The 19103-nt window shown below is 58.6% G+C and carries 16 protein-coding genes, 3 tRNA genes and 1 riboswitch; of the genes, 10 read left to right on the top strand and 9 right to left on the bottom strand.

From position 1 onward, the window contains the following. Positions 1 to 177: 177 nt before the first annotated feature. The 6 genes from G5195_RS15305 (at position 178) to G5195_RS15280 (ending at position 4043) form a co-directional block, all read left to right on the top strand. Complete coding sequence (locus tag G5195_RS15305) at positions 178 to 567, top strand: type IV pilin protein (protein ID WP_204385146.1); 390 nt, start codon at positions 178 to 180, stop codon at positions 565 to 567. A 1-nt stretch (position 568) separates the two neighbouring features. Beyond that, positions 569 to 988, top strand: coding sequence for a GspH/FimT family pseudopilin (locus G5195_RS15300; protein ID WP_204385147.1), 420 nt, complete (start codon positions 569 to 571; stop codon positions 986 to 988). After that, positions 985 to 1377 carry a type IV pilus modification PilV family protein gene (locus G5195_RS15295; protein ID WP_159143122.1) on the top strand — a complete coding sequence of 131 codons (393 nt, stop codon included), beginning with the start codon at positions 985 to 987 and terminating at the stop codon, positions 1375 to 1377. The genes G5195_RS15300 and G5195_RS15295 overlap by 4 nt, the downstream gene beginning before the upstream one ends. After that, positions 1371 to 1919, top strand: a complete 549-nt coding sequence (locus G5195_RS15290; protein WP_216979366.1) for a PilW family protein — start codon at positions 1371 to 1373, stop codon at positions 1917 to 1919. Before G5195_RS15295 ends, G5195_RS15290 begins: the two co-directional genes overlap by 7 nt. Beyond that, positions 1916 to 3547 carry a DUF7305 domain-containing protein gene (locus tag G5195_RS15285; RefSeq protein ID WP_216979365.1) on the top strand — a complete coding sequence of 544 codons (1632 nt, stop codon included), beginning with the start codon at positions 1916 to 1918 and terminating at the stop codon, positions 3545 to 3547. Before G5195_RS15290 ends, G5195_RS15285 begins: the two co-directional genes overlap by 4 nt. Before the next feature lie 94 nt (positions 3548 to 3641). Next, positions 3642 to 4043 (top strand): VOC family protein, encoded by a 402-nt coding sequence (locus tag G5195_RS15280; protein ID WP_159143128.1) that lies wholly within the window; start codon positions 3642 to 3644, stop codon positions 4041 to 4043. 135 nt (positions 4044 to 4178) lie between these two features. Here the strand turns inward: G5195_RS15280 and G5195_RS15275 are convergent, their stop codons facing one another. The 4 genes from G5195_RS15275 to G5195_RS15260 form a co-directional block, all read right to left on the bottom strand. Beyond that, complete coding sequence (locus G5195_RS15275; RefSeq protein ID WP_421236279.1) at positions 4179 to 5657, bottom strand: carboxypeptidase M32; 1479 nt, start codon at positions 5655 to 5657, stop codon at positions 4179 to 4181. Between the two features lie 138 nt (positions 5658 to 5795). Next, on the bottom strand, positions 5796 to 6377 hold the full coding sequence (smrA, locus tag G5195_RS15270) for a DNA endonuclease SmrA (RefSeq protein WP_201944366.1): 582 nt from the start codon (positions 6375 to 6377) through the stop codon (positions 5796 to 5798). A 189-nt stretch (positions 6378 to 6566) separates the two neighbouring features. Next, positions 6567 to 6746, bottom strand: coding sequence for a DUF3149 domain-containing protein (locus G5195_RS15265; protein WP_005338733.1), 180 nt, complete (start codon positions 6744 to 6746; stop codon positions 6567 to 6569). A 121-nt stretch (positions 6747 to 6867) separates the two neighbouring features. Next, on the bottom strand, positions 6868 to 7770 hold the full coding sequence (locus G5195_RS15260) for a TraB/GumN family protein (protein WP_040068559.1): 903 nt from the start codon (positions 7768 to 7770) through the stop codon (positions 6868 to 6870). 88 nt (positions 7771 to 7858) lie between these two features. Between G5195_RS15260 and G5195_RS15255 the strand changes: the two genes are divergently transcribed. Further along, positions 7859 to 8191 carry a DUF1904 family protein gene (locus G5195_RS15255; RefSeq protein WP_005338731.1) on the top strand — a complete coding sequence of 111 codons (333 nt, stop codon included), beginning with the start codon at positions 7859 to 7861 and terminating at the stop codon, positions 8189 to 8191. Positions 8192 to 8282: 91 nt separating this feature from the next. Here G5195_RS15255 and G5195_RS15250 read toward each other — a convergent pair whose 3' ends face one another. The 5 genes from G5195_RS15250 to G5195_RS15230 form a co-directional block, all read right to left on the bottom strand. Beyond that, positions 8283 to 9110 (bottom strand): SDR family oxidoreductase, encoded by an 828-nt coding sequence (locus G5195_RS15250; RefSeq protein WP_139461899.1) that lies wholly within the window; start codon positions 9108 to 9110, stop codon positions 8283 to 8285. A 141-nt stretch (positions 9111 to 9251) separates the two neighbouring features. Continuing rightward, a complete protein-coding gene (locus G5195_RS15245) occupies positions 9252 to 10700 on the bottom strand; it encodes an OprD family outer membrane porin (RefSeq protein WP_005338723.1) in 1449 nt (482 codons plus the stop codon). Between the two features lie 500 nt (positions 10701 to 11200). Beyond that, positions 11201 to 13138 (bottom strand): methyl-accepting chemotaxis protein, encoded by a 1938-nt coding sequence (locus G5195_RS15240; protein ID WP_421222356.1) that lies wholly within the window; start codon positions 13136 to 13138, stop codon positions 11201 to 11203. Positions 13139 to 13243: 105 nt separating this feature from the next. Next, the gene (locus tag G5195_RS15235; RefSeq protein ID WP_421222354.1) at positions 13244 to 14128 is read right to left on the bottom strand and encodes a DMT family transporter; all 885 of its coding nucleotides are present in this window, start codon (positions 14126 to 14128) and stop codon (positions 13244 to 13246) included. A gap of 208 nt (positions 14129 to 14336) precedes the next feature. Beyond that, positions 14337 to 14413: transfer RNA gene (locus tag G5195_RS15230), tRNA-Arg, on the bottom strand. Between the two features lie 456 nt (positions 14414 to 14869). Continuing rightward, a riboswitch (cyclic di-GMP riboswitch) is annotated at positions 14870 to 14957 on the top strand. 98 nt (positions 14958 to 15055) lie between these two features. On the opposite strand from G5195_RS15230, the gene G5195_RS15225 reads away from it, so the two are divergent. The 3 genes from G5195_RS15225 (at position 15056) to G5195_RS15215 (ending at position 19102) form a co-directional block, all read left to right on the top strand. Then, a complete protein-coding gene (locus tag G5195_RS15225) occupies positions 15056 to 17653 on the top strand; it encodes a glycosyl hydrolase family 18 protein (protein ID WP_421236278.1) in 2598 nt (865 codons plus the stop codon). Positions 17654 to 18916: 1263 nt separating this feature from the next. Then, positions 18917 to 18992, top strand: a tRNA-Ala gene (locus G5195_RS15220). Between the two features lie 34 nt (positions 18993 to 19026). After that, positions 19027 to 19102, top strand: a tRNA-Ala gene (locus tag G5195_RS15215). Position 19103 lies beyond the last annotated feature (1 nt).

The raw sequence follows: 19103 nt of genomic DNA, 5'->3' as shown, positions 1-19103 counted from the left end.
AGATTAGTGGCGGCGAAAACTGCTTATAAATTAATAACAGATCACATAATTATCTTTTTTACATTGAATGTGGTGATTTTGTGTTGTTCAATTGAGTCAGTTAATTTTTTGTGATTATTAAGTCATCACATCTGCGGCCCAAGGCCGACCAATAACAACACTTGCCAAGGATGATAAGTGAACGACTGTAAGGCATGGCCCCATTGCCGGGGGTTTAGTCTGATCGAGTTGTTGATTGCCATGACGGTTGTCAGCATTCTCGCGGCCATCGCGTTGCCTGCGTATCAGGGTTATCTGCAACAGGGACGTCGTTACGAAGCACAGCAGCAATTGCTGGCGCAGGCGCTCGCCCTCGAACGTATCTATACCCAACAGGGCCGTTATCCCGACACGTTTGCCACCCCTTCCAACACGGATTTTTACCAGTTCAGCTACAGCCAGCAAGATGCTGGCGACTATCTGCTCAAAGCCATTCCAACGACGCGACAACAGGATGAATGCGGCACTCTGACCCTCGATCAGACCGGTTATCGCGCGGCCAATCGCCATGACTGCTGGGGATCATAAGATGAACGTGCGCGGATTTACTCTGATTGAGTTGATGATCACGGTCGGCATCGCCGCTATTTTGCTGCTAGTCGGGTTGCCCTCCATGAGTCAGCGCCTCGCGGCCGAACGACTCGATCGCAGTGCGACCGAGCTCGCGTCAGCCTACCGCTTTGCCCGCAGCGAAGCGGTCAAGCTGACCCTGCCGGTGGTACTGCAGGGCACCGAGAACGGTGGCTGGGAGGTGATGGCTGACAGCAAGTTGCTGCGTCAGGCGGCAGCACCTGCTGGCGGCGTGGTGATCAAGCCGTTTGACCCCATCAAGATCGCGCCAACCGGCAGTAGCAGCCACGCCGAGATCACTCTGGCCAATCGCCTCGGAGATCAGCGCGTGCTCTGTGTGGCGCCGAGCGGCCAGCTGCTGCACGGGAGCTGCTCATGAGACACACCGCGCCTGCTCGCCAGCAGGGTTTCAATCTGGTGGAGATCATGGTCTCCATGGTGTTGGCGGTGATGGTATTTCTCGGTCTCGCCAAGGGGCAGGTGGTCTCGTTGCAGCAGGCGCACTATAGCCTGCAGAGTACGTTGGCCACGATTGAGGCGAGCAACAGTGTGGAGCAGATCTGGGGTTCGCTGTGCGAAGTGCAGCGAAAGCCGGAGCGGTTCACCCAGGGCGATTTTCTTGCCCGCTTCACCCTGCACGAGGGCCACCAGCTGGTGCTGCCTAGTCGCTACAGCGACCACTTTGTGGTCGCCATCGAGTGGCGTGATGCGCGGATCTCCGGTGCCAGGCGGGTTGAGCTGAACGCAGGGTTTCCGCCACTATGCTGAACGTTCCCTTCCGACAGCGAGGTGTCAGTCTCGTCGAGCTGATGATCTCCATGGTGCTCGGTCTGATGCTGATGCTGGCTATTTTTGCCGGTTACGTGCCTATCAAGAGCACGGTTGAGCAGAGCAAGGCGCTGGAGCAGGCGAACGAAGTGCTGCGCTTTGCCACTCTCACCTTTACCAACAGCGTCAAGCAGGCGGATCAGCTGATAGCGGTCACCCCTGATCGCCTGACGCTGGCTTTCAAGGTAGAGGGGGGCAGTCCGGTGCTCTCCTGCCTTGGCAACCAGAAAACCGCCGATTTTACCGAGCAGTACCGCTTCACGCCGCCGGTACTCAGTTGCGATGACGGGGATGGCCCGCGCCTGTTGCTGGCCCATCTTCAGGATCTTGAATTCGGCCAGCAGGGGGCGCTGGTCAATATCCGCATCTTGCCCGAAGGGCTGCCGAGCTATCTGGCGCCGGGGGTAGAGGTGCAGGTGGCACGCCGCAAGGCGGTCTGGGCGGCAGCGCTGGCCACATCCGGTGCAGGGGGAGCAGGATGAACAAGGGATTGCAGGGGCAGCGAGGAGCCGTATTGCTGGTGGTGCTGGTGGTGAGCCTGCTGTCGAGCCTGCTGGTGTTTACCAGCATTCAGGAGAACCAGCTGCAAACCCGCCTGAGCGGCAATTTTCACAAGAAGATCAATGCACAGCTCAGTGCCGAGCAGGGGATGAACGACAGTTATCGCGCCCTGCATCAGGCGCTCGGCGCCGAACCACGGATAGAGTGGGATCAACTGGTGCAGAAGGTGCCAGGCAAGGGGGAAGGGGCTATGGCGGGCAGCCGCTTTCGCATCGATCAGCTGGATGCTTCTACAGGCAGCAAACTGGCGTTGCAGAGCCATGGCCGTTATCTGGAGGGCAATGCCAGTCTCAACGCGCTGTTTGCCCTCAAGCGCGAGCCCGGCAATCTGATCTTTCAGGATTCGGTGGTGGCATGCGAAGGGCTAAGCCTTTCCGGTAGCGGTTTTATCGACAGCTATGATTCGCGCAAGGGAGCGTACAAGGAGTCTGTTTCCGGGACCCTTAATCAGGGACAGAACGCCAAGGTGGCGACCGTCAGCGACAAGGCCAATGTGGTGCTCGCCGGGCACTCCCCCATCTGGGGTGATGTGCGGGCGACCGGCTCGGTGACCTTGAAAGGTTCTTCACCTGTTGCGGGTAATGTACTTGCTGGCGGCGATATCACCATTTCTCCCTCTGATGGGGTCGTCAGGGTTGAGGGCAGCGTGAACGGGAGTGGAAATTTTGCCTTGCAAGGGGGGCATATTGCCGGAGCTGTTGCGATCAATGGGGATGTTTCTATGGGTCATGGCACCAGCATTGCTGGCGACAAGTTGAACTATGGTGGGAACGGGGCATTCCTTGATGCCAAGCATCAGAAGTATCTGGAGCCCCAATACCGAACTCATCCCAAGCTACCGCCTGTTGCCGGGCAGGTGTGTGACCCGCTCAATGTGGCCGCGCTGCCCAAATCGTTCCCCCCTGCAACATTGCCCATCAATGGCCCGCTGACGCTCGGGGCCACCCAGCAGATGGTGCTGACCACGGATCCTGCCACCGGCTCGGTCACCAGCAGCAACCAGCAAAAGCCCGGGCTGCCGTTCCCCGGCAAGGGGGAGCTGTTTGGCAAGGAACAGACCATTTACAAGCTCGACAGCCTCAATATGGGGGCCGATGCCAGTCTCACCATCAAGGGGGATGTGGTGCTGCTGATCGACAAGGATTTCACCATGACAGGCAGCAACAAGTTGACGGTGAGCGAGGGGAGCAGCCTGACCCTGATCGTCAGCGGTAAGGTCGATCTTGGGGCCGGTGCCGAGGTGACGGCAGCCAAACAGGGGCTGACCGCTGGCGGTACGCCCGCTATCTCTATCTATTCCGCGTATAGCGGCAAGGATGGGGTCAAGCTGTCGGGCAATACGCCGCTCTATGCCGCTCTCTATGCCCCGCTCACCGAGATGAAGATCAGCGGAAGTGGCGGTCTGTACGGGGCGGTGCGGGCAAAACACTTGACCGAGAGTGGCGCGGGCGGTGTGCACTATGACGAGGCGCTGGGCATGGCAGATCTGGGGGACGATCAGGGGCCGCCTCCGACGTTGGCACTGCGGCAGTGGCACTTTGTGCAGTGAGGCTGGCGAGCCGCTAAAAAGGATCGAATGGGGCGCGCAACTGTGAGAAGGTGGAGATCTGTCCACCCAGTCGTTCACTGTTGAGGAGTGCTCCATGCCAGGCCCAGCTCGTGCCGGTGCCCTGATCTATGCCAAGGATCCGGGCCTGCTGACCCACTTTTACCGTACATTGCTGCAGATGGTGGTCTGCAGTCAGGATGAGCAGTTGGTGGTGCTGGAAAACAGCGATATCCAGCTGCTGATCCACGCCATTCCCGAGCCTTATACCGGGCAAGTTGTTATCAAGCGGCCGCCGGAATTGCGGGAAGAGGGGGCCATCAAGCTGTTCTTCACCGTCTCCAGCCTCGCCTGGGCAGAAGCGAAGGCGGCGGATCTCGGTGGCGGTTTGCTGCCACAGCAGTGGACAGGGCCCGGCTTTGTGGTGCGCAACGCCTTCGACCCGGAGGGCAATATCCTGCAACTGCGCGAGTTGCTGGGTTCACCGGACCCCCTCTGAACCCTCTCTTTTTACAGCATTGCCGTGACGGCGTGCTGTGCCATGCACCGCCATAAAAATGAACCGCCATAAAAACGGGGCCCTGTAGTGGTCAACTAAAAAGGGCCCCGCTCTGCTGTTAGCTTACTGCGCTCATTACTTCAGATAACGCTGTTCCAGATGCTGGCGCAGCCAGTGCGGGTTGAGCGCTTCACCGGTGGCGCGGCGCACCAGCTCGTCGGTGCTGTGCAGGCTCCCCTGTGACCAGATGTTGCGCCCGAGCCAGCCGAAGATCTCCGGCAAGCGGCCCGCTGCGATCACTTCCCCCATGCTGCCCAGCTCTTTTTCGAGGGCAAAACGCAGCTGGGCGGCATACATGGCGCCCAGGGTGTAGCTCGGGAAGTAGCCGAACGAGCCGTCGGTCCAGTGAATATCCTGCATGCAGCCATTGCGGTAGTTGCCCTTGGTGGAGAGCCCCAGCCACTGCTGCATCTTGGCGTCCCACAGCTCGGGGATGTCAGCCACCTCGATCTTCCCTTCCACCAGATCGCGCTCCAGCTCGTAGCGCAGGATAACGTGGGCCGGATAGGTCACCTCGTCCGCATCGACCCGGATAAAGCCCGGCTCGACCCGGCTGTAGAGCTTTGCCAGATTGTCCGGCGCAAACGCCGCCTGCTCGCCGAAGTGGTGACGAATGCGTGGTGCCAGCAGCGCGAGGAAGGCCGGATGATGCCCCAGCTGCATCTCGCAAAACAGGCTCTGGCTCTCGTGGATCGCCATGGAGCGCGCTTCGGCCACCGGCTGACCCAGCAGATGGCGCGGCAGCCCCTGCTCGTAACGGGCGTGACCGGTCTCGTGCACTATGCCCATCAGGCTGGAGACAAACTCCTGCTCGTTATAGCGGGTGGTGATCCGCACGTCGGTCGGCACGCCGCCACAGAAGGGGTGACTGCTCACATCGAGCCGGCCGTGGGCGAAATCAAAGCCGAGCAGTCCCATCACCTCCTGACCGAGCGCTTGCTGGGTCGGGATGGGGAAGGGGCCTTGCGGCAGCAACAAGGCATCGCCCTTTTGTTGTTCACTCACGGTCAGGATAAGATCCGGCAACCAGCTGGCGAGATCGCCGAAGATTTGATCAAGTCGTGTGCTGGTCATGCCCGGCTCATAGAGGGCCAGCATGGCGTCGTAGGGGCGCACGCCAAGCGCATCGGCCCGCAGCTGCGCTACTTCACGGGAGAGTTTCACCACCTCCTCGAGATTGGGAGCAAAACCGGCCCAGTCGTTGTTCTTGCGCTGGCTGCGCCAGGCGTGCTCGCACTTGCTGCCGGCGAGCGACAGCGCTTCGACCAGCTCACCGGGCAGCAGGCTGGCATCTTGCCACTGGCGCTTGATCTCGCCGAGGTTGGCACGTTGCACTTCATCGAGCGGCTCACTCTCGGCCTTGGCAATCCAGTCGCCCAGCTCGGGAGCGGTGCGCTTCTGGTGGATCAGCAGACCGAGTTCGGCCATCGCTTCGGCGCGGGCATCGTTGCCCCCTTCCGGCATCATGGCCGCCTGATCCCAGCCGCAGATGGCGGCGAGGTGGCTAAAGCGGTGGATCTGCTGCTGATGTTGTTCAAGCTTTTGATATGACATGGGATTGTCCTTGTTATCGTCCCTGATGGTATGCCGCCCCGTACCTGGCATGATCGGGGCCGTTCGATGCTAACACCGCCGCTGCATCGTTGACCACCTTAGCGCAGGTGGGCCAAAGTCGTGGTGGCGAGCGGCGGATTAGCCGAGCCGCTTCTGGTGCCGTTCGCGGTTTTCTGCTTTTTTGCGTTCGCTTTTACGCAGCAGCACGTATAGAGCACCGCTGCCGCCGTGGCGACGCTCGGCGCTGTGGATCGCCATGACGGCGGGCAGTTGCGGCAACCAGGCGCTGACATAGCTTTTCAGCAGGGCGCGCGGGGTGCTGCGCTCCCCCTTGCCATGCAGGATAAGCAGGCAGCGGATATCCCGGACTTCACAATCCGCAATGAACTGCACCAGCGTCTGGCGCGCTTCGTTGAGGGTTTTCTGGTGCAAGTCCAGGCTCGCCTGCAGCTCGTATTTGCCGAGCCGCAGCTTCTTGTAGACCCCCTCCTGCACCCCATCACGCTTGAAGCCGACGATTTCGTGCGGATCGCGCATCTCGATGGCCTCCATGGTGAGGTGGTCGAAGGCGAGCTGTTCGGCGGTGGCAGCCTGACGGCGAGCGAGCTGCGCCTCGGTCGGGGCGGATTTGGCCGCATGGGGATGGATGTTGTCGCTGCGAATGGGCCGCACGTCGGCCACTTCATTCATAAATAGCGAGAGTTCGTCGTTATGAGACACGGCAGGCTCCCCATAAGAAAAAGTGGGGGCCATTATAACGGCCGCAACCGGCACAGAAAACGGGGAAAGGGGCAGGGGAGATAAGGGAGGGCCGGCATGGACACTGGTGCATCCTGTCCCGGGAATCACAGTCGCGAACCATAAAACAGCACAGGCGGTCAGTGTGAACTGCCGCCTGTGGTCAGAGGATTATTTTCCCTCTTTGGGCTGTTGAGAATGGGGTTGCTGTGAATGAGGCGGTTGCGAGTGCATCACCTTGTAGATGAAGTAGGCCGCGTAAGAGCTGATGAGCAAGAAGGTGCCGATTATCACCAGCATCGACATCAATCCCACGCTGTTGCCAAACATCAGGTCCAGCCAAAAGTCCATTTTATTGCTCCTGTCACCCGGTTGATGACAGGCATGATAAATACCTCTTTGCCCCGTCCGGGATGATCCCGATCAACTCCCTTTCAGGTTGTTTAATAACCAGTTCGTTCTGTGATCGTTCTCACTGGACTCTTTGTTCTTGAGCTTGTGCCGGGCTAGGGGTGGTGAGTGGAGTAATGTGCCACCCCTGCTGCTCCAGCAGCGCCAGCAAACCCTGTTCGCCGTAAAGGTGCAGGGCGCCTACCACGATAAAGCTCTCGTTGGGCAGGGTGGACCATTTCTTCAGCCAGTTGTGGTTGCGCTCGGCCAGCAGGGTCTGCTCCATCCAGCTCTGTAGCGCGGGGGGAGCCATCTCCTCCTTGAGCAGATTGATCAGCGTCGCCTCATCCCCTTGCTGCCACGCCTTCATCACGGCGGCGAAACCTGTCTCCAGCATTGGCAGCTCATCCAGGGTACTGGCAAGCATCAGGGTCTGGTTGTCACCCACGCTGGCCAGATAACCGAGCTGCTCCAGCAGGGTTTCAAAACCCACTACCGGTTTGCCCTCTTTGGCAGCCCGGGTGGCAAAGTGCTGGTCTATCCCGAGCTCACTCTTGAAGTCGGAGCGGGCCATGGCGGCCTGGGTCAGGGTAATGGCGGCAAACCAGGGGCGCAGGGTGGCGAGGGTAGCCTCGTCGATGCCATAGCGGGCGCCCGCCATCAGGGTGCGTTGATAGAGTTCGGCAGGCAGATGATCCTTGAGCGGCTTGCCATCCACCAGTCGGGTGAGGGAGCCGGTCTGTTGCCACTGATCCGGCGTGATGCTGTTCATGTCCACCTCCATCACCAGAGCGCGACTCTGCAGCCAGGCACGCTCCACCGGCTCGGGCAGAGGATAGAGTGAAGGCTTGCCCGCATGGATGGAGCCCAGCAGCCAGTGTTGCTGGTTGCCCTTGCTCACCCGATAGAAGGCGGGATCGGCAAAGGCGTGCAGCGGTAGCAGCAGGCAGAGCAGGAAGGCAAAGAGGGTGCGATGAAATCTCATGGTGATCCTTAATATGCGCCGGGTGACTTCTCTTGCTGACAATAACTCCTATGATAAGTCCTCATTTCAGATAACCAAGAGGTTTGCCATGCCCCATCTTCGTTTTCGCGCCGTGACGCTCGATACCCTGCAACAGGTGAGCGGCCCGCTGCTGGCCGAGCTTTGCGAGCTGACAGGCGGCAAGCCGGAGTTTGTCACCATGGAGCGGGTGGAGAGCTGCTGGATCCGCAACGGCGAGCCAGAGGCGGGATTTCCGTTTGTCGAGTTGCACTGGTTCGAGCGGCCACAAGAGATGCAGGACGCCGCCGCGCGCCTTATCACGCGCCATTTGAAACGGGTGCTGGGGGAGCAGACCTATGTGGTGGTGCAGGTGATCCCTCTGGTCAAGAGCGCCTACTACAGCAATGGCGAGCACTATTGAAGAGAGGGACAAACCAGGTTGGCGGGACGGGTGACGCTGCTACCCGGCTAACGCCACTTGGGCGGCAGGATGCTTATTGTCAATTACGGGATCAGGCCGATTTTGCCAGCAGTTTATCGAGCCAGCGAGTTGGCAATACCCGTCGCAAGAAGGCAAACAGCCGGGTTGGAGTGGTCACCGGATAGCGCGCCTTGGGATGGGCGTGGGTCAGTGCATGGAGCAGCGGCGGGATGCAGGCTTCGCTGGAGAGGGTAAAGCCGCTGGTGGCTCCCTCTTTTTCCAGCCGCGTCAGGGTTTGGCGGTAGGCCGACTGATGACGGCTCTGGGCCGGATCGATGTGCCGCAAGAAGGCGCTGCGGGCATTGGCACGAAAACGGGTATCGATGGGGCCCGGTTCAATCAGGCTGATATGTACCCCGCTGCCTGCCAGTTCGAGGCGCAGGGTGTCGCTATAACCTTCCAGCGCAAATTTGCTGGCGTTGTAGGCGCCGCGATACTTCATGGCAACCAGTCCCAGCACCGAGCTGTTCTGCACTATCCGTCCCTCTTTGGCCTCCAGCATCGGCGGCAGCACCTGACGGATCAGATGGTGCCAGCCAAACAGGTTGGTATTGAATTGTTCCTTGAGCGCCTCGGTGGGCAGATCTTCCAGCGCCCCGGGTTGGCCATAAGCGCCGTTGTTGAACAGGCCATAGAGGCGCCCGCCTGCCAGATGGAGCGCCGCACTGGCACCCAGCTCGATGGAGGCGGGGTCCGCCAGATCCAGCTGAACTGCCAGCAATCCCTGTTGCTGCAAACGGGCCACATCTTCCGCCTTGCGTGCCGAGGCGATCACGGTAAAACCGTGCTGGCCCAGCGCCTGCGCGGCGGCGAGGCCAATACCGCTGGAACAACCGGTGATCAAAACAAAACGGGGCATGATGGCGTCCTTGTGACTGCTGATTGAAGCGTGCGGGCGGGTGAGCGGATAAAACCCTTATCCGGTTCGCATGTTAGCCTGCCAACCGGCAAAAAGAAAACCGGGCCAAGTGGCCCGGTTTGCTGACATCGTATTGCCTGATTACATGAAGGTAAGCGGCATGATGATGTGGAACTTGACGTCGTGCTCGGAGGCGAAGATGTTGGGGTAATCGGTCCAACCGCCGCCCTGGCTGATGTCGTTGTTGTAGTCGGTGTAGTGCAGTTTGAACAGGGTGCCTTTCAGCTTGCCATCCTGCACGGTATAGGTGACATCGAAGTTGGCTGCCCATTCGGTATCTTCACCGTTAGCTGCTTTCTTGCCTTGACCGGTTTCGATATCCCAACCGTAAGCACCGGATACACCGACGGACCAGCCAGGCGCACCAACCAGGTCATCCAGAGAACGGGTCACGCCGAAGAACAGTGCTTTCTCGTTGTTGGCGTTCCAGTCAGAGCGGGAGTCCCACCAAATTTCGTTGGCACCCTGGGAGTTGGCGTAGCCACGGGTCAGACGGGGCAGGTAGTTGCCTTCCGCACCTTCAGCCTTGGTCCACAGACCTTCCAGACGGAAGCCGTACGGGCCCATGCCCCAGGCAGCTGTCAGAGCTTGTTGCCATGCCAGACCGTCATAAGTCTCGATCTGGGAAGCGCCCTTGGTGTAGGTCTCGGTCTCGGAACCGTAGAACTGGTAGCTGGTGGAGAGGCCGCCCAGTACGTCAAACTTGTGAGCCAGTTTGAAGTGGTAGCTGTCCATGTAGCCTTCGGACTGACCGAAAGAACCGGTCACAGCAGTGCCATTTTCGAAGGTGTAACGGGCTGCAATACCGTGGATGTAGTCGATGACGTTTTCATCAGCGAACGGATCCATCCACGCTTTGGCACGGGAGAAGACCTGAGTCTCTTTGTACCAGGGGGCCTTGTACTCGTCAGCGATGGCGTAGGTCAGGTAGAGGCCACCGAAGTTACCTTCAACTTGACCACCACGATAGGTACCCGGCTGATAAGACCAGTTAACACCGATTTGGCCAGGGACATACAGCTGGGTATAACCACCCTTGGCAGTGATGCCGCCGTCCAGGAATTTCAGCTTCATCGCTGCGTTGGAGAGGCTGAAACCACCTTCAGGGGAGCCATCTTTGGCGTTGTTGCCCCAAGAACGGCCAGCGAAGGAGAATTCGTTTTCCTGGTTGACCGGGTGATTTTCGGTAACGGCCAGGTCATATGCACCGAAGCCGCCCAGATCCAGACCTACGGTGTCCCAGGCATAACCGGAGTTGAAGTTAAGAGCGGCTTGAACGGTGGAATGGCTCAGGTTGGACTGGTATTTGCCTTCTTTCTTGGCTGCAGTCGGGTCACCATCGATGCGCTGACGATCACGCTGGAAGTAGAACAGACCGCCGGTCAGTTTGGAGTCTTTAACGAAGGTTTCATAGGACTGGCCGTATTCCGGGCTCATCATATCCTGAGCTGCCAACGCCATACCGGGGGCGACCAGAGCGGCTACCACAGCGGCACTCAAAGCGGCGCGCTTGAAGATCACTTTTTCCATTTTTATTGCTCCTGATTTTATGGACTTAGCTTTTTTCCGGCAGTTGGCATCGGGCCTACCGCTCGGTATTGGCATTGCAATCAAAACCCCGAAGGGCAAAAAATCTTGTCTTGGCTACCTGCAAACCCGGATGTCTTGGCACATCTGTAGTTGGCAGTCCTGATCATCACATGTTGTTTTTTTATGTTCCGATTCTTGGCTATCGGACAACCCCAAGAGTACGTTCGCGGTGCGAAATATCAATGAAAAGTTCCCTCAACGTTTCAAAAGTATGACCGAGTGCAAATAATCATGGGCAAGGTCGTAAACAGCCTCATGGCAGGTATCACGGTGATGAGAGCGTTTTCTTGAGGCTGCGGCCAGCGCCAGTGAGGGTTTTCATCCGGTACGGGGGAAGAGGTGTCAGTTAACCTGCCGATAACAGATAATTTTGTGCTACAAAAAAACTTTCCCTCTGGTTGAGGGAAAGTGATCTGGTGAGGATGCGGGGCGAATAGGGTTCAGCCTTGCTGGCCGAGGATGCGGGGGATCTGCTGCGCCTGATGGTGGATATGGGACGAGACCTGCACCGAGAGCTGACTCACCTGACGGGCATGCTGATGGATACGGGCGATCAGGTCGGCAAAACTGGCCAGCTTGTGTTCCTGACTTTTGGCGTTGTCGGCGCCCTGCAGGGCGATCACTGCGGTGTTGCGGGCGATCTCCCGCACTGCTTGGGTGGTCTGGCGCAGTTGTTCCGCCTGCGCCCGCTGGCGGCTTGATTCGCTGGTGATTCGGTTCAGTACAGTGCCAAGTTGTTCGCCGGATTGGGTCAGACGCCCCAGAATATCGGTGATCTGGTTGAGGGATTGCTGGGTGTTAGCTGAGAGGTGGCGCACTTCATCGGCAACCACGGCAAAACCGCGTCCCTGTTCCCCTGCGCGGGCCGCTTCGATGGCGGCGTTGAGGGCCAGCAAGTTGGTCTGCTGAGCGATATGACCGATCACATCGACAATGGCCGTCACATCGGCAACCGAGCGGGTGAGGGCTTGCAGCGCCTCATCGCTCTCGTCAATCGCCAGTCCGGTCTGATGAGTGGCGTGCAGCATGCTCCCCACCAGATCTTCGCTCTGGCTCATCGCCTGTTCGTTATGGTGGGCATGCTGGGCGATGTCGGCGGCAACCTGATGGACCTCTCCGGCCAGCTGGTTCAGCTCATCCATCATCTGGCCGCTCTCGTCGACCACCTGTTCGGTGGTGCGGGTGCTGTGGTGGATCTCGTCAACCTGACTGACCATCCCTTGCAGACTGAGGGATACCGCTGACAGCTGCCCCTCTTTTTGTTGTTGGTCCAGTTGCAGACGACCGATCAGCCGATTGTAGCTGGCAACAATATCGGCCAGCTCGTTGCGATCGCGCCCGGTAGGCAACGGCTCGGCCTGCCCCGTCTGATCGAGTTGCATAAAAGCTCCACGCAGTCGCAACAAGGGGGCGAGCAGCCAACGTCGTTGCACCAGCGCAAACAGCAGGGCGACTATCACCAGACAGAGCGCCAGCGTGCCGAGGATGGTGGCCAGCTCCTGATTGACGGCTTGCCGTTCGCGGGCAAGTTGTTCCCCCATCTGTCTGGTCGCTTGCAACATCGCCATGATGTCTTGCTGCACGGTCTGGCGGCCAGCCTGTTGCTGTTGCAGCGCCGCACGGCTGTTGGCCAGCTCCTGCGGATAGCGGCTCAGCAGCGAGCGTAATTCGCTGCGCGGTTGATCTCCCAGCTCCTTGCGTACCGGCTCCCCCAGCGTGAACTCATCGGCGGGCGCCTCTTCATACATGCCGAGCAGCGGCAAGGCTTGCAGCGCTTGGGCCTGTTTTTGCAGTGCCTCCAGCTCGAAGCGGATCCCTTCGAGCAGCTTTTCATTGCCCTGCTCCATATAGCTTTGGCGCAAATGGGCGAGGCGCGGCAGGCCCGCCAGGATCTCGGCCGCACCGCGGCGATATTGCTGTGCCGCGGCAGATTGTTCCGTGCTGGCACCTTGCTCCCCATAGCGGATCAGCTCCATGGCCTGGCTGCCCAGTTCACTCTCGGCATTTTGCAGCAGCAGCTGGCTGTTGCCCGAGAGCTTGCCTGCGGCCTGATAGTCGTGCGCGATGCGCTGCGCCATCTGTTCGAGTTGCTGTCTGAGCGGGGCTGCCACGGCATCATCCTGAGCGGCCAGCGAGGAGAGCGCTTGCTGGCGGACCTTCTCCGCGGCTGTCAGTTGTTGCGGATCGCCGCTGTTGAGGTAGTCACGCAGGCTGTTTTGCAGGGTCACGGTCACCAGTTGTTGCAGCGTCTCGTGCTGATGCTGGGCCTGATTGGTACGGGCAAGCTGCTGCCAGCCGTGGTAGAGGGCCAGCGCCTGTCCTCCCGCGACCAGTAACAAAACAAGGGAGGAGAGGGTGGCGTAATGGGCGATTTTCACGGGGTAATTCCTGTCAGCACAGACCATGGGGGAGCGTGGCCCGAGCCTAAACAGGGATGATGGCGTTTTTATGACAGCATGGTCAGGTGGCCCTATTTTACCGACTTAACTGGCTGGGGATGCCAGTGCTCTGTTGCGTTGGCCCAGCATACCGAGCAGGGCGCCGCCCATGATAAGTGCACCGGCCAGCAGATGGCGCGAGGTTAGCTCCTCTCCGTTCAATGTTACTAACAGCAAAGTACTCAGCAGAGGGGTCAGGTAGGCAAGGGCTCCGATCCGGCGTGGATCGCCGTCTCGCAGTGCCAGATACCAGGTAACGAAGGCCGCCCCCATCGGGCCCAGCGCCAGCCCGATGATCAGCCACCAGTCACTGGTGGGGAGCTGCGCGAGCGGCAGAGGCCCTTCGAGCAGACGGGCAAGCAGCAGCGCCAACAAACCTGCGGGCAGACAGGCTGCCGCAGTGACCACGGCGGGGGCTGGCGGCAGACGGCGTGATAATACCGAGTAGGCTCCCCAGACGACTGCCGCGCCCAGTGCCAGCAGGTATCCCGGCAGATAGGCCTGCTGCAGTTGCAGCTCGCCGTTGACCATCACCAGCATGGAACCCGCCAGACCAAAGGCGCCAGCCAGCAGGTGACGGGCATGGAGTGGATGGCCGGGCAACAACAGTGGGGTGAACAGAATGATGCAGAGCGGCCAGAGGTAGTTGATGAGGTTTGCTTCCAGCACCGGGGCATGGCGAAAGCTCATAAAGAGCAGCAGATGGTAGAGCAGCAATGCCGCAACCGTCACCAGCCAGGTAATCGGACGAGCATGCCACTGGCGCCAGAACGGCAAGGCCCCGACCCCGCAGAAAAACAGCACCAGCCCGACCAGTACCAGCGGTGACACGCTGGTAACCCGTGACGTCAGCGCCGCCAGCGAGGCCCACAGCACAATGGTCAGCAAGGCAAAACCGGTGGATCTATCCCACCAGGAACATCCGGACATCCAACACTCCTTTGCAAGATGAAGCTGCTGGCTTTGCCGCAGGGCTCAGCCAAAAAGAAGCAGTCTATCAGAGAGAGGATAGATGCCGAATGCTGCGTGAATACAATTGCTTGTGACTTGGTGAGGATTTTGATGGTGCAAGCTGAGTGCTGCTGGACGTCGAACTAATCGCCAAAGAGATGAGTGAATGCGAAAAGGGGATGATGGGTGGCGTCCCAGGCAGGATTCGAACCTGCGACCTCGCCCTTAGGAGGGGCGCGCGCTATCCAGCTGTGCCACTGGGACGTGCGGGCATTATATAAAAATGCCAATAAAAATAAACAACTGCGTATGTCTGTTTATCCAGTTGCTTACATTCTGGCCGGATTGTACGTTTGTGCTCTGGGGGTCAGATAAACAAGTTTGTGGTGTCTGAATAAGAAGGGGTGGGGGGAGGAAGATACTGGTATGCAATAAATTGACTTTTAATTCACTTGTTGCCGTGAGGTATGGCTACCTCTTGTTGTGTTGTGCCACAGGTATTGAGCTTTTGTCGTTTTATTTTGTTTTAGTGAAATATTTAGCTTAATCAGTTTGGTAGCTATTAATCATGGCCAATGCTCCCTTGTATTTTAAAGATGAATCATGAAGCTATGGCTCAGCGTCAGGTACGGCCAGTAGCGGGTTTGGAATGGTCTTGTTTGCTTAGTTATATAAATTGCCATAGAGTTAATTCGCGATTAGTTATCGCCGAAAATAAAGTTGTGACAAGGGCAAACCGATTGAAAAGTCGGGACGCAAAGCCTCCGGTCTAAAGGCGTTGTTGAGCTGGGATAGCGGGGCCACCACAGTGTTATGCTGGCTGCCTTTGCCAAGGGGTAGTCGTGTTTGTGTTGCCTGTCGTGTTGTGTTGCCCTTTCGTTTGTCCATAACGTAAAGGAAAACAATATGCTAAGTCCAAAACCCGCATTGCTGGCCATGATGGTCGGCTCCCTGCTTGCCTCATCTGCCGTTTATGCGGCTGCGCCGGGCAAGCCCACCATCGGCTGGGGTCCCATCAAGTTCGCCATTGTTGAAGTGGATCAGGCGGCAACCTCCTACAACAATCTGGTCAAGGTCAAGGATGCCGCCGATGTGGAGGTGAGCTGGAACCTCTGGAGCGGTGACGTCGGCCAGAGTGCCAAGGTACTGCTTGATGGCAAGGAGGTGTGGTCTGGCCCCTCTGCTGCTGCAGGCACGGCCAAATTCAAGGTGAACAAAGGTGGGCGCTACCAGATGCAGGTGGCCCTCTGCAATGCCGATGGCTGTACTCTCTCTGATGCCAAGGAGATCGTGGTCGCCGATACCGATGGCAGCCACCTAGCGCCGCTAAAGGCCGCGTTGCAGGAGAACAACAAGCCCTACGCCAACAAGTCCGGCAAGGTGGTCGGTACCTACTACGTGGAGTGGGGGGTCTATGGCCGCAAGTTCACAGTGGACAAGATCCCGGCCCAGAACCTGACCCATATCCTCTATGGTTTCACCCCCATCTGTGGCGGGGATGGCCTCAACGATAGCCTCAAGGAGATCGAAGGGAGCTTCCAGGCGTTGCAACGTGCGTGTGCCGGTCGTGCCGACTTCAAGGTTGCGATCCACGATCCTTGGGCCGCCGTTCAGATGCCGCAAAGTGGCCTGACTGCCTATGACGAGCCTTACAAGGGTAACTTCGGTGCCCTGATGGCGCTCAAACAGGCTTACCCTGACCTCAAGATCCTCCCCTCCGTCGGCGGCTGGACCCTTTCCGACCCCTTCTACTTCCTCGGTGACAAAACCAAGCGCGATACCTTCGTCGCCTCGGTCAAAGAGTTCCTGCAGACCTGGAAATTCTTCGATGGCGTGGACATTGACTGGGAGTATCCGGGCGGACAGGGTGCCAACCCGAAGCTGGGTAGCCCGAGTGATGGTGCCACCTACGTGGCCCTGATGAAGGAGCTGCGCGCCATGCTCGACGAGCTGGAGTCGCAGACTGGTCGCCAGTATGAGCTGACGTCGGCTATCGGGGCCGGGGGGGACAAGATCCAGGATGTGGACTACAGGGCGGCCCAACCCTACATGGACCACATCTTCATGATGACCTACGACTACAACGGCGCCTGGAGCAACACCGAGTTGGGTCACCAGACTAACCTCTACGCGGCGAGCTGGGATCCCGATACCAAGTACACCACCGACAAGGCAGTCAACCTGATGCTGGCGCAAGGGGTTGACCCCGGCAAGCTGGTGGTCGGTGCCGCCATGTATGGCCGTGGCTGGACTGGCGTGAGCGGCTATCAGGGCAACAACCCCTTCACCGGCAAGGCGACCGGCAAGGTGAAAGGCACCTGGGAAGATGGCGTGGTCGATTACCGCGACATCGTCAACAACCGGATGGGAGCTGGCTGGGAGAAGAGCTACGACGAGGTGGCCGAGGCTCCCTATCTGTTCAAGGCTTCGACCGGCGATCTCATCACCTATGACAACGACCGCTCGGTCAAGGCCAAGGGGCAGTATGTGCTAGCCAACAAGCTGGGCGGCCTCTTCTCCTGGGAGATCGACGCTGACAACGGCGACATCCTCAATGCCATGCACGAGGGGTTGGGTCACGGCGAGGGAACCACTCCGCCAGCCAACAAGCCGCCGGTGGCCAACGCGGGCAGCGATCTGAGTGTCACTGGCCCGACCGAGGTGACGCTGAATGGTTCCGCGTCCCACGACCCGGAAAATGGCGCCCTCACCTATAGCTGGAAGCAGGTATCCGGCCCGCAGGTCACCCTGTTTGATGCCACTCAGGCCAATGCCCGCGTTGTACTCGATGCCGTGTCCACCAACATCAATCTGGTGTTCGAGCTGACAGTGACCGATGACCAGCAGTTGAGTGCCAAGGATCAGGTGGTGGTCACCAACAAGGCGCCGCAGGCCAATCTGGCGCCGGTGGTGAGTGTACCTGCCACGGCCTCTGTGGAGGCGGGCAAGCAGGTGACCATCAAGGCGACCGCCTCTGATCCGAACGGTGATCCGTTGACCTATCAGTGGAGCGTGCCGGCAGGCATCACCGCAACGGGTCAGAACAGCGCCACCCTGGTGGTGACTGGCCCGAACGTCACCATCGACACCGGCTATGACCTGAGCGTCACCGTCTCCGACGGTGGGTTGGATGCCAGTGCGGCAACCCGTCTGACGGTCAAACCGGCCAGCAGCGGTGGCGGTTGCACGGCAACCGATCCGGATGCGGCCAACTGGCCAGTCTGGAAAGCGGCCAGCACCTATAACAGCGGCGACAAGGTGAGCCACAACCAGCTGGTGTGGCAGGCCAAGTACTGGACCCAGGGCAACGAGCCGAGCCGCACCGCGGATCAGTGGCTGTTGGTGAGCAAGGTGCAACTGGGTTGGGATGCCAATGTGGCCTACAACGGTGGCGAGCTCACCACCCATAATGGCCATCAATGGAAAGCGCAGTACTGGACCAAGGGCAATGAGCCCGGCAAACACGACGTCTGGCAGGATGTGGGGGCCGCCAGCTGTAAATAAGGTTTGAGTTGTGGCGGGGCATGCTGGTCATGCCCCGCTTTTGCAACCCGCGGCGCTGAACATTGGCTGCTCTGCCAATCCCTCTTTTTCTGCTCTGTCTTGTATCCGGTCAGGCCGACTTGTTATGCCGGCATGAAGGCTCTCCCCAAGTGATGGCTGCACTGCTCTCTGATAAGGTGTGAACCTGATTCGTGGCAACCTTTCCGCCGTTGTAATTACACTGCTGGAAAGTCTGCGGCCGAATATTTTCAGGTTGCCCAAGAGGCGAGCATCCCGCTGTTGGCGAGACAGGCCAGCGGGTCGGTATCGCCAGGATGAGGGCTTGCTCAACTTCGATTGCTCGCTCTTTTTAAATCTCTGTCCGTCGTCATGCTGTCCCTTCATGCAGTACTTAATCGACGGCATTTGGCTGTTGAACAAGGATGGCAAGCATCATAGCCAGCTTCCCGGATGCTGTTGTTATCCAAGCCAGCGCTCCCGGCAAGGGTATTTCATGGTGTCATACCTGGATCAGGCCGAGATCCTGCAATGAGCCGATGCAATAAAAGATGGGGCCTGCGGGCCCCATTCTTGTTTGGTGGAGTTCAGGTTTGGCCGTGGAACATCTGGCCCGGACAGGACAGCGCCTCGAAAGGGCTGTGTGATGATGTGTGTTGTTTTTTTATTACATTTTCCGTGAAAGGCTTTCAGCAATTACTTGCCGTAGCGGAAGTAGTATTCACGGGTGGAGGGGGCATAGGCATCTTTCTCTACAACGCCGTTCTTGGTAGTTGCACCGCGCAGGTGGAACAGGACTGCCAGATTCTCAAACATGGTTTACCTCATCGCTCTGTCATTTATGGTTATGGTGTGTGACCTGGGGCACGGTTTGATCCTATGGTCATTTGTGAGCCAGATCAACTTTCTGTGTTGTAAATTTACAAAAATCATGGAAAGGGTTTTCAAATGCAATGCCCTTTATGGAAAGGCTTTCCCGAGGTGACGGGGGAGAAGCTGATTACCAGCCAGCATAGAGAGGTCTGAGAGCGGGGGGCGTTGCACGGGGAAAGGGGCTTGCTGCACGGCCTCTCCTTTATAGGTGCTTGAGCTGATTTGTGACATAAAACAGAGAGATAGCACGCGCCTTGCTGGTAAAAACAGCGAACTGCTGCAATTTTGACTAAACGAATCAGTCGCGGTTATTTTAGGGTTGACAGCAAAGCGGGTGATGCCTATCATGCGCCTCCGTTGCCGGAGATAACTTCGGTGGCGCCGAGGTGAGTTGGGGTTATAGCTCAGCTGGGAGAGCGCTTGCATGGCATGCAAGAGGTCCGCGGTTCGATCCCGCGTAGCTCCACCAAATTCAGAATGACTACCGGTCATTCACAAAAATCGGGGTTATAGCTCAGCTGGGAGAGCGCTTGCATGGCATGCAAGAGGTCCGCGGTTCGATCCCGCGTAGCTCCACCAA

It is taken from the genome of Aeromonas sp. 601039 (assembly GCF_049174415.1).
Classification (GTDB): Bacteria; Pseudomonadota; Gammaproteobacteria; order Enterobacterales; family Aeromonadaceae; genus Aeromonas; species Aeromonas veronii_A.
This window is presented reverse-complemented; position numbering and strand designations above follow the sequence as displayed.

Bases quoted from the DNA above. Each gene is read 5' to 3' on its own strand.
- G5195_RS15300 (WP_204385147.1), top strand. From the start codon at position 569: ATGAACGTGCGCGGATTTACTCTGATTGAGTTGATGATCACGGTCGGC.
- G5195_RS15295 (WP_159143122.1), top strand. From the start codon at position 985: ATGAGACACACCGCGCCTGCTCGCCAGCAGGGTTTCAATCTGGTGGAG.
- G5195_RS15290 (WP_216979366.1), top strand. From the start codon at position 1,371: ATGCTGAACGTTCCCTTCCGACAGCGAGGTGTCAGTCTCGTCGAGCTG.
- G5195_RS15285 (WP_216979365.1), top strand. From the start codon at position 1,916: ATGAACAAGGGATTGCAGGGGCAGCGAGGAGCCGTATTGCTGGTGGTG.
- G5195_RS15280 (WP_159143128.1), top strand. From the start codon at position 3,642: ATGCCAGGCCCAGCTCGTGCCGGTGCCCTGATCTATGCCAAGGATCCG.
- G5195_RS15275 (WP_421236279.1), bottom strand. From the start codon at position 5,657: ATGTCATATCAAAAGCTTGAACAACATCAGCAGCAGATCCACCGCTTT.
- G5195_RS15265 (WP_005338733.1), bottom strand. From the start codon at position 6,746: ATGGACTTTTGGCTGGACCTGATGTTTGGCAACAGCGTGGGATTGATG.
- G5195_RS15260 (WP_040068559.1), bottom strand. From the start codon at position 7,770: ATGAGATTTCATCGCACCCTCTTTGCCTTCCTGCTCTGCCTGCTGCTA.
- G5195_RS15255 (WP_005338731.1), top strand. From the start codon at position 7,859: ATGCCCCATCTTCGTTTTCGCGCCGTGACGCTCGATACCCTGCAACAG.
- G5195_RS15250 (WP_139461899.1), bottom strand. From the start codon at position 9,110: ATGCCCCGTTTTGTTTTGATCACCGGTTGTTCCAGCGGTATTGGCCTC.
- G5195_RS15245 (WP_005338723.1), bottom strand. From the start codon at position 10,700: ATGGAAAAAGTGATCTTCAAGCGCGCCGCTTTGAGTGCCGCTGTGGTA.
- G5195_RS15235 (WP_421222354.1), bottom strand. From the start codon at position 14,128: ATGTCCGGATGTTCCTGGTGGGATAGATCCACCGGTTTTGCCTTGCTG.
- G5195_RS15225 (WP_421236278.1), top strand. From the start codon at position 15,056: ATGCTAAGTCCAAAACCCGCATTGCTGGCCATGATGGTCGGCTCCCTG.